This window comes from Micromonospora sp. GCM10011541 (genome assembly GCF_042650725.1).
In the GTDB taxonomy this organism is placed as follows: domain Bacteria; phylum Actinomycetota; class Actinomycetes; order Mycobacteriales; family Micromonosporaceae; genus Micromonospora; species Micromonospora sicca.
The window spans coordinates 47,697-55,678 of sequence record NZ_JBHSBP010000001.1 but is presented as its reverse complement, the minus strand read 5'-3'; the positions used below and the strand labels follow the sequence as shown (position 1 = coordinate 55,678).

General features: G+C 72.4%; 9 protein-coding genes. 4 read left to right on the top strand and 5 right to left on the bottom strand.

Annotation, left to right across the window (positions count from 1 at the left end):
- Nucleotides 1-521: 521 nt before the first annotated feature.
- Nucleotides 522-980, bottom strand: coding sequence for an Lrp/AsnC family transcriptional regulator (locus ACFOYX_RS00265; RefSeq protein ID WP_322443106.1), 459 nt, complete (start codon nt 978-980; stop codon nt 522-524).
- Between the two features lie 269 nt (nt 981-1,249).
- On the opposite strand from ACFOYX_RS00265, the gene ACFOYX_RS00260 reads away from it, so the two are divergent.
- A complete protein-coding gene (locus tag ACFOYX_RS00260; protein ID WP_109801849.1) occupies nt 1,250-1,516 on the top strand; it encodes a BldC family transcriptional regulator in 267 nt (88 codons plus the stop codon).
- Between the two features lie 26 nt (nt 1,517-1,542).
- Here ACFOYX_RS00260 and ACFOYX_RS00255 read toward each other — a convergent pair whose 3' ends face one another.
- The gene (locus ACFOYX_RS00255) at nt 1,543-2,187 is read right to left on the bottom strand and encodes a UbiX family flavin prenyltransferase (protein ID WP_322443107.1); all 645 of its coding nucleotides are present in this window, start codon (nt 2,185-2,187) and stop codon (nt 1,543-1,545) included.
- Nucleotides 2,188-2,354: 167 nt separating this feature from the next.
- Between ACFOYX_RS00255 and ACFOYX_RS00250 the strand changes: the two genes are divergently transcribed.
- Nucleotides 2,355-3,320 carry a terpene synthase gene (locus ACFOYX_RS00250; protein ID WP_322443108.1) on the top strand — a complete coding sequence of 322 codons (966 nt, stop codon included), beginning with the start codon at nt 2,355-2,357 and terminating at the stop codon, nt 3,318-3,320.
- A gap of 9 nt (nt 3,321-3,329) precedes the next feature.
- Here the strand turns inward: ACFOYX_RS00250 and mqnP are convergent, their stop codons facing one another.
- Both mqnP and ACFOYX_RS00240 read right to left on the bottom strand, forming a co-directional pair.
- Nucleotides 3,330-4,241, bottom strand: a complete 912-nt coding sequence (mqnP, locus tag ACFOYX_RS00245) for a menaquinone biosynthesis prenyltransferase MqnP (RefSeq protein ID WP_322443109.1) — start codon at nt 4,239-4,241, stop codon at nt 3,330-3,332.
- Nucleotides 4,241-5,701 (bottom strand): menaquinone biosynthesis decarboxylase, encoded by a 1,461-nt coding sequence (locus ACFOYX_RS00240; protein ID WP_109801845.1) that lies wholly within the window; start codon nt 5,699-5,701, stop codon nt 4,241-4,243. Before ACFOYX_RS00240 ends, mqnP begins: the two co-directional genes overlap by 1 nt.
- Before the next feature lie 132 nt (nt 5,702-5,833).
- Between ACFOYX_RS00240 and ACFOYX_RS00235 the strand changes: the two genes are divergently transcribed.
- Nucleotides 5,834-6,706 (top strand): alpha/beta hydrolase, encoded by an 873-nt coding sequence (locus ACFOYX_RS00235; RefSeq protein WP_322443110.1) that lies wholly within the window; start codon nt 5,834-5,836, stop codon nt 6,704-6,706.
- 3 nt (nt 6,707-6,709) lie between these two features.
- Here ACFOYX_RS00235 and ACFOYX_RS00230 read toward each other — a convergent pair whose 3' ends face one another.
- Nucleotides 6,710-7,270, bottom strand: coding sequence for a carboxymuconolactone decarboxylase family protein (locus ACFOYX_RS00230; RefSeq protein ID WP_322443111.1), 561 nt, complete (start codon nt 7,268-7,270; stop codon nt 6,710-6,712).
- A gap of 63 nt (nt 7,271-7,333) precedes the next feature.
- Between ACFOYX_RS00230 and ACFOYX_RS00225 the strand changes: the two genes are divergently transcribed.
- Nucleotides 7,334-7,804, top strand: a complete 471-nt coding sequence (locus tag ACFOYX_RS00225) for a MarR family winged helix-turn-helix transcriptional regulator (RefSeq protein ID WP_322443112.1) — start codon at nt 7,334-7,336, stop codon at nt 7,802-7,804.
- The last annotated feature ends 178 nt before the right edge of the window (nt 7,805-7,982 follow it).

The window sequence follows — 7,982 nt, the reverse complement described above, 5'->3', positions numbered from 1 at the left end:
AGGCCAACACCCGCCGCGGCCGTAACGGCAACGCCGCGATCCGGACCGCCACCGACACACCGGCCCGCCACCCGACACGTCGACCAACCCGAGCCGCCACGATCCCGCCGGCGCGGGATCGACGCAAAACCGTACCCACCCCGAAGCAGACCCGACCTGCAACGGTCAAGACCTCACGCCTGCTGCCCTTGCGACGGCAGGTTCCCGCCCCGGCAGACTCCCCATCGCGATCTGCCGGTCAGCGTCCGGCGGGACGGACACCCCAGGAGACCAACCCGAAAGGGCCGGTCAGCCAGGTGCCGCACACGGTTCCCACCACCACCCCGCGACACCCTCACCAGGTCCGCGGGGCAGCCCTCGGTCGCGGCTTCCACCGCCACGTGCACGCCACCCCCGTAACCGACCGGGACGGTAGCGCCAGCCGGATGTCCGGCTCGCCGAGAATCGCATAGGGAACCAGAGACGCTTCCACGAACGGCACCGGGCGCGGCCCCGGCCGGGCCCCGTCCGGCGGGGGTGGGTCAGGGAGTGGGCGGCTCGACGGGCTGGGGGCGGTTCTCCCACTTGGTCGACAGGGCGATCCCGGTGCGGGTGGAGGCCACGCCCGGGGTGCGGTTCAGCCGGACGATCAGCTGCTCCAGCTCGGCGATCGTGCCCACCCGCGCCTTGAGCAGGAACGACTCCACCCCGGCCATGAAGTAGCAGGACTCGATCTCCGGCATCTGCCGGAACGCCTCCAACACGTCGTCGGTGTCCCCGCCGGAGTCCTCGACGATGCCGATCAGCGCGGTCACGCCGAGCCCGATCGCCTCCGGCTCCACCTCGGCCCGGTACGCCCGGATGACGCCGCTGGACTCCAGCTTGCCGACCCGTTCGTGCACCGCCGGGGCGGAGAGGCCCACCTGGCGGGCCAGTTCGGCGTACGACAGGCGGGCGTTGCCGCGCAGCAGCTCCACGAGGCTCAGGTCGATCGTGTCCACGGAGAGTGACCCTATCCGTTCGGGCGTAACGCGAGACGCTCGGCATCAGTTGAACGTGACAACATGTACCCATTCACAAACTGATGGTCATGGGAGTTCTCTGCCGGTAGCATTTACTAACTTCTCAAGCCGTGCGTTTTTCGCGTTTTGGCGGACAGGCCAGGTCGCTGGTGCTGTAATTGCCATACGTCCCTCATGACGGCTCTGGGCTCGCACCGGCCGGGGGCAGTGTGTTCAGCCGGGGGCTTCGTCGACGCGAGGAGGGGGCTGTGGACACTGGAGATCGCCTGCTGACACCGGGTGAGGTCGCCGCGCTGTTTCGGGTTGACCCGAAGACTGTGACGAGATGGGCGGCGGCCGGCCGGATAGGCAGCATCCGGACTCCAGGCGGGCATCGCCGGTTTCGGGAATCCGAGGTGCGGGCCCTGCTTGAGGGGGAGGGCATGCTGGACGAGGCGGAGGACATGGGCAAGCCACGCAACATGGGCCCGGCGGCCGCGACCGGCCCCGGACCGGCCAACGCCGGCATGTACTGAGTACGGATCGGCACGCGGACCGGCCGTCAGGTCCGGTCCGCGTCCCGTCGGGCGGCGGCCAGCTCGCCCGACCAGCGACGGAACAGCGTGTGCGGTACGCCCAGCGCGTCCAGCACCTTGCCGGCCACGAAGTCGACCAACTGCTGCGCCGAGGCGGCCGCGCCCGCGCCGTAGAAGCCCGGACTGGCGGGCAGCACGACCGCGCCGGCGTCGTGCAGCGCGATGAGATGCTCCAGGTGGCTGCGGGTCACCGGCGTCTCCCGCGGCACCACCACCACCGGCCGCCGCTCCTTCAGGTTGACCTCGGCCGCCCGCTGCAGCAGGTCCTTGGAGAGCCCGATCGCGATGCCCGCGCAGGCCGCCGTGCTCGCCGGCACCACTGCCATGCCGCGTACCCGGTAGGAACCGCTGCTCGGGCCGGCGGCCAGGTCACCGGCGGGCCAGTGCCGCAGGTCCGCGCCGGTCAGCTCACGACCCAGCCAGGCGGCCAGGTCGTCGGCCCAGTGCCCGTCCCGGAAGGGGCGGCCGGTCTCGTCCAGGATGGTCAGCCGGGCCGCCCGGGAGACGATCAGGTCCACCGCCGCGCCGGCGTCGAGCAGGCCCCGCACGACGGCTGCCGCGTACGGCGTGCCGGAGGCACCGGAGACGCCGACCACCCATGGTTCGCGCATACGACAAGCGTGCCTGGTCGGCGGCGGGGACCGGCGGGCACCCCCGTCGTACCGGTCCGGAGCGTCCCCCTTGTCCCGGGAGCGTCGTCGTTGTCCCGCCGGGTCACGGCCGTCCCGGCGACCTGGCATGCTTCCGTCGGCGATCCACGGCCACGGGAGGGATCGGGATGACGGAGGCGCTGCTCTGGTCGCTGCGGTCCGGCTGCCCGCTCGCGCCCCGGCTCTCCCCGTACGCCGACCGCACCCAGCACTGGCTGCTCGACCAGCTCGTCGGCCTCGACCTGCCGCTGGACGCGGTGGCCCTGGGTCGACTGCGCCGGGCGGGTTTCGCCCGGTACGCCGGCCGGCTCTACCCGGACGCCACCGAGCCGGACCTGCGCGTGCTGACATCCCTGTTCACCTGGTTCTTCCTGGTGGACGACGCCTGTGACCGGCCGGACCGGCTGACTCCGCCGCAGATCCGCGCGCTGCGCGACGGGGTGCTCGCCCTGCTGCGCGAGGGGCCCCGGGCACGCCATCCCGGCTTCTCGGGGCCGCTGCGGCGGCTGCTCGTGCAGGCGTGGCGGGAGCCCCGACGGCGGATGCCCGCCCGCTGGCGGCTGCGCTTCGCCGACGCGGTCGCCGACCACCTGGACGGCGCCTGGCGGGAGGCGGTCGCGAAGGCCGCCGGCCGGGCCCCCGGGGTGGCCGAGTACGTCCAGCTGCGCCGGGCGACCTCGGCGGCGTACGTGTCGTACCCGCTGATCGAGTTCGCGACCGGCCGGCCGCTGCCCGACGCGGTCTACCACCATCCCGCGCTGCGCCGGATCGCCGACCTCGGCAACGACCTGCTCTCCTGGTTCAACGACCTGGCGTCGCTGGACCAGGACCGGGCCAGCGCCGGTGGGCACAACCTGGTGCTGGCGATGGCGACCGAGTACGGGGTGCCGGTGGGGACCGCCGTGAACCTGGTGGCCGAGCGCTGGCGGGCGGGGATGGCCCGGTTCGTGGCGCTGCGCGCCGCGGTGCCGTCGTTCGGTCCGGCGCTGGACGAGGCGGTCACCGCCCACCTCGACGGGGTCGCCCACGCCGTGCGCGGCACGGTGGACTGGACGTTGGAGAGCGGCCGCTACCCGGTTGCCCCCGTGTCCTGACCCCGCCGCTCAGGGGCGCAGGTCGAGGCGGACCACCAGGTCGAGCAGGGCGAAGACGAAGAGCGCGATGCCGACGAAGCCGTTGGCGGTGAAGAAGGCGCGGTTGACCTTGCTGAGGTCGGTGGGGCTGACCACCAGGTGCTGGTAGCCGAAGGCGACGGCGGTGAACGCCAGCCCGATCCACCAGAGCCAGCCGAAGCCGACCAGCGCGCCGAACCAGATGAACAGCGCGAAGGTGACCACGTGCGCGACGGTGGAGGCGTGCAGCGCGAAGCGCCGGCCGTACCGGGCGGGCACACTGTGCACACCGATCTCCCGGTCGATCTCCGAGTCCTGGCAGGCGTAGATCAGGTCGAAGCCGCCGATCCAGAGGCCGACGGCCGCGCCGAGCAGCCAGGCCGGCCAGGAGCCGGCGAGGGTGCCGGTGACCGCGAGCCAGGCGCCGACCGGGCCGACCGCCTGGGCGATCGCCAGGATGGCGTGCGGCCAGTTGGTGAACCGCTTGCCGTACGGGTAGACGACCAGCGGGATCACGGCGAGCGGCGCGAGCACCAGGCAGAGCGGGTTGAGCAGGGCGGCGGCGGCGAGGAAGACCACCAGCGCGACGGCCGCGCCGGTCCAGGCCGTCCGCACGCTCACCGCCCCGGTGACCAGTTCCCGCCCGGCGGTACGCGGGTTCCGCGCGTCGATCCGCCGGTCGAGGATCCGGTTGGCGGCCATCGCGAACGTCCGCGCCCCCACCATCGCCACGGTGATCAGCAGCAGGTCGAGCCAGCGCACCCGCCCGCCGTCGACCCGCATCGCGGTCAGCGCCGACAGGTACGCGAACGGCAGCGCGAACACCGAGTGCTCGATCGCGACGAGCTTGAGGAACGACTTCACCCGGCCCGGCTTCTCGGCCGGCGCGTCGAGGACCGCCATCAGATCCCGTACTCCTTCCAGCGCTTGTCGACCAGCGAGACCACCTCGGGCGACATCGACATCTCCTCCGGCCAGCCCCGGGTGTAGCCCTCGGTGGGCAGCTTGCGGGTCGCGTCGACACCCACCTTGCCGCCCCAGAACTGCTGGTACGACGCGTGGTCGAGGTGGTCCACGGGCCCCTCGGTGAGGAGCAGGTCGCGGGCGTAGTCGACGTTGCCGAAGGCGCGGAAGGCGACCTCGTTGTAGTCGTGCACGTCGCAGTCGGCGTCGACGATCACGATCAGCTTGGTCAGCGACATCAGGTGGGCGCCCCAGATCGCGTTCATCACCTTCTGGGCGTGCTTCGGGTAGCGCTTGCGGATCGACACGATCGCGCAGTTGTGGAAGACCCCGGCGGCCGGCAGGTCGTAGTCGACGATGTCCGGGATCAGCAACTTGAGCAGCGGTTGGAAGATCCGCTCGGTGGCCTTGCCGAGGCCGTGGTCCTCCTGCGGCGGCTTGGAGGTGACGATCGAGTGGTAGACCGGGTCGCGCTGCATGGTCATCGCCTCGATGTGCAGCACCGGGAACGGCTCGACCGGGGTGTAGAAGCCGGTGTGGTCCCCGAACGGGCCCTCCGGCAGCCGCTCGCCGGGCTCCAGGTAGCCCTCCAGCACGATCTGCGCGTGCGCCGGCACCTGGAGCGGCACGCTGAGGCAGTCGACCATCTCGACCCGCTCCCCGCGCAGGAAGCCGGCGAACAGGTACTCGTCGATGTCGCTGGGGAGCGGCGCGGAGGCGGCGTAGGAGACCACCGGGTCGCAGCCGATCGCCACCGCGACGGGGAGCCGCTGGCCGAGCCGCTCGGCGACGGCGTGGTGGGCGGTGGAGTCCTTGTGGATCTGCCAGTGCATGCCGAGGGTGTTGCGGCCGTGCTGCTGGAGCCGGTAGAGGCCGAGGTTGCGCTTGCCGGTCTCCGGGTGCTTGGTGTGGGTCAGCCCGTAGTTGTGGAAGATCCCGCCGTCGCCGGGCCAGACCTGGAGGCCGGGCAGCCGGTTCAGGTCGACGTCGTCGCCCCGGTAGACCACCTGCTGGCAGGGGGCGGTCTTCACCTTGCGCGGCGGTACCGACTTGAGCTGCATGACCTTGCCCAGGCCCTCGCGGATGCCGGACCAGCCGACCGGCAGCTCCGGCTTGATCAGCGCGCCGATCCGCTCGCCGATCTCGTCGAGCGAGTCGACGCCGAGCGCCATCGCCATCCGCTTCTCGGTGCCGAACAGGTTGATCGCGACCGGCATCTCGCCCCGGGTGGGGCGCTCGAAGAGCAGGGCCGGGCCGCCGGCCCGGACGGTCCGGGTGACCACCTCGCTGATCTCCAGGGTGGGGTCGACCGGGACGCTCACCCGCCGCAGCTCGCCCGCGCGCTCCAGCGCCGCGAGGAAGTCCTTGAGATCGGTGTACGGGAAGCCACGAGCCGCCATGTCCGCCAGTCTCCCGCACCGGCCTCCCGGTCGCCCAAGCCGGGTGGTGTGACGCGGCCGATGCCGGCACGGACCGGGCATGGCCGGGCGACCGCCGGGTAGTCGAGCCGTCCGGCGGCGAAGGGGGCGGCGATGGGCGGCGGGCGGATCCCGGCGGGTTTCAGCGAGCAGCGGGCACGGGTCGGCGAGGTGAGCCTCAACTACGTCCGGGGTGGCAGCGGTCCCCCGCTGGTGCTGCTGCACGGCTATCCGCAGTGCTGGCACATGTGGCGGCACCTGCTGCCGGAGCTGGCGCGCTCGTTCGAGGTGGTCGCGCCGGACCTGCGCGGCTTCGGCGACAGCGACGCCCCGGCCGGCGGGTACGACAAGAAGAACATCGCCGCCGACCTGCACGGCCTGCTCACCGGGCTCGGCCTGACCGGCGACCTCCGGCTGGTCGGCCACGACCTGGGCACCATGGTCGCGTACGCCTACGCGGCCGCCCATCCCGACGTGGTGTCCCGGCTGGTGCTCACCGAGGCGCCGATCCCGGACGAGAGCCTCTACACGATCCCGGCCCTGACGGCCGCCGGCCCGGCGGTGTGGAACTTCGGCTTCTTCAACGTCGCCAACGGGCTGCCGGAGCAGCTGATCGGCGGCCGGGAGGCGCTCTGGGTGGACCGCTTCACCGACTCGATGATGGTGCACAAGGGCAGCATCGGGCCGGAGGACGCCGAGGAGTACGCCCGGCACCTGCGCGACCCGGACCATCTGCGGGCCAGCTTCGACTGGTTCCGGGCGTTCGGGCAGGACGTGGCGGACAACGCCGCGTACCGGTCGACGAAGCTGCCGATGCCGGTGCTCGCCGTCGGCGCCCGGGCCAGCCTCGGCGAGCAGGTGGCCGAGCAGGTCCGCCGGTACGCCGACACGGTCTCCGGCGAGGTGGTCGAGGACTGCGGCCACTGGCTCTTCGAGGAGCGACCGGCGGAGTTGAGCGCCCTGCTGCTGCCCTTCCTGCGCGGCTGACGTCTACCCGGCCGGCTGCCAGGCGTACGCGGCCAGCGGCGGGTCGAGCGGCGCGCCGGTGAGCCGGTTGGCGAAGGTCGAGATGGTGTAGGTGCCGACGCCGAGCACCACGTCGAGGGCGTGCCGGGGCTGCCAGCCGGCGTCGAGGAAGGCGGCCAGCTCGGCGTCCGGGACGGCGCCCCGGTGGTCGAGGACGGCCAGGGTGAACCGGCGCAGCGCCTCCAGCCGCGCGTCGGGCAGTTCGGTGCCGGCCCGCAGCGCGTCGACCAGCTCCGGCGTACCGCCGTGCCCGGCCAGGGTGGGGGTGTGCATGGCAACGCAGAGATGGCATTCGTTGCGGGTGGCCACGGTGAGGACCAGGACCTCCCGTTCCACCGGGGCCAGGCTGGCGGCCTCGAAGACGGCGTTGGCGCCGAGGAAGCCCTTCAGCAGCTGGGGGGACTCGGCCATCAGGGCGACGGCGGCGGGCAGGTAGCCGAACTTCCTCTGCGCGGCGTCCAGGGTCGGGCGCGCGGCGGCGGGCGCGGTGTCGGGGGTGTGGGCGGTGAAGACCGGTCGGGACATGCCGACCCCTCTCGGATACGATGGTCAACGTGGTTGACCAAATAGTAAACGTGGTTGTCGAGCATGGCAACGCCTGACCGCCCCGGATTCGCGCTGCCCCTGCTGCTGCTGGCCGGCTTCCGTACGCTCATCGACGACCTGCACGCCGAGCTGGCCCGGCAGGGGCACCCGGAGCTGCGGCCGGCGCACGGCTTCGTCCTCCAGGCCGTCGGCCCGGACGGCACCACCGCCTCCGAGCTCGGCCAGCGTCTCGGCGTCAGCAAGCAGGCCGCCGGCAAGACGGTGGACCGGCTGGTCGCCCTGGGCTACCTCGAGCGCGCCGACGACCCCGCCGACGCCCGGCGCAAGCTGGTCCGGATGACGGAGCGAGGGCTGGACGGGCTGCGCCGCTCCGCGGTCGTCTTCGACGAGCTGCGCGACCGCTGGACGGCGACGCTCGGCCCCGACCGCGTCGCCGCAATGGAGGACGACCTGCGCACGGTCGCCTCGGCCAATTTCTTCCGCCTGGACGTACCCGGCTGGTTCGGCGGCTGACCGGTGGGCCGGGTCCGACCGTCATCCTCGCCCAGCCCCGGACCGTCGCCCCGCTCGGCCCGGCAACCATCCGGTCGCGCCCTTTGCTCTGCTTAACCAGAGGCAACAGGAACGGCCGGTGACTGTTGCCTCCGTTGAAGCAGAGCAAAGGGGATTCGAGGAGGGGTCGCCGGTCGGG

Bases quoted from the DNA above. Each gene is read 5' to 3' on its own strand.
- ACFOYX_RS00255 (WP_322443107.1), bottom strand. From the start codon at position 2,187: ATGCGCGAACCATGGGTGGTCGGCGTCTCCGGTGCCTCCGGCACGCCG.
- ACFOYX_RS00250 (WP_322443108.1), top strand. From the start codon at position 2,355: ATGACGGAGGCGCTGCTCTGGTCGCTGCGGTCCGGCTGCCCGCTCGCG.
- mqnP (WP_322443109.1), bottom strand. From the start codon at position 4,241: ATGGCGGTCCTCGACGCGCCGGCCGAGAAGCCGGGCCGGGTGAAGTCG.
- ACFOYX_RS00240 (WP_109801845.1), bottom strand. From the start codon at position 5,701: ATGGCGGCTCGTGGCTTCCCGTACACCGATCTCAAGGACTTCCTCGCG.
- ACFOYX_RS00235 (WP_322443110.1), top strand. From the start codon at position 5,834: ATGGGCGGCGGGCGGATCCCGGCGGGTTTCAGCGAGCAGCGGGCACGG.
- ACFOYX_RS00230 (WP_322443111.1), bottom strand. From the start codon at position 7,270: ATGTCCCGACCGGTCTTCACCGCCCACACCCCCGACACCGCGCCCGCC.
- ACFOYX_RS00225 (WP_322443112.1), top strand. From the start codon at position 7,334: ATGGCAACGCCTGACCGCCCCGGATTCGCGCTGCCCCTGCTGCTGCTG.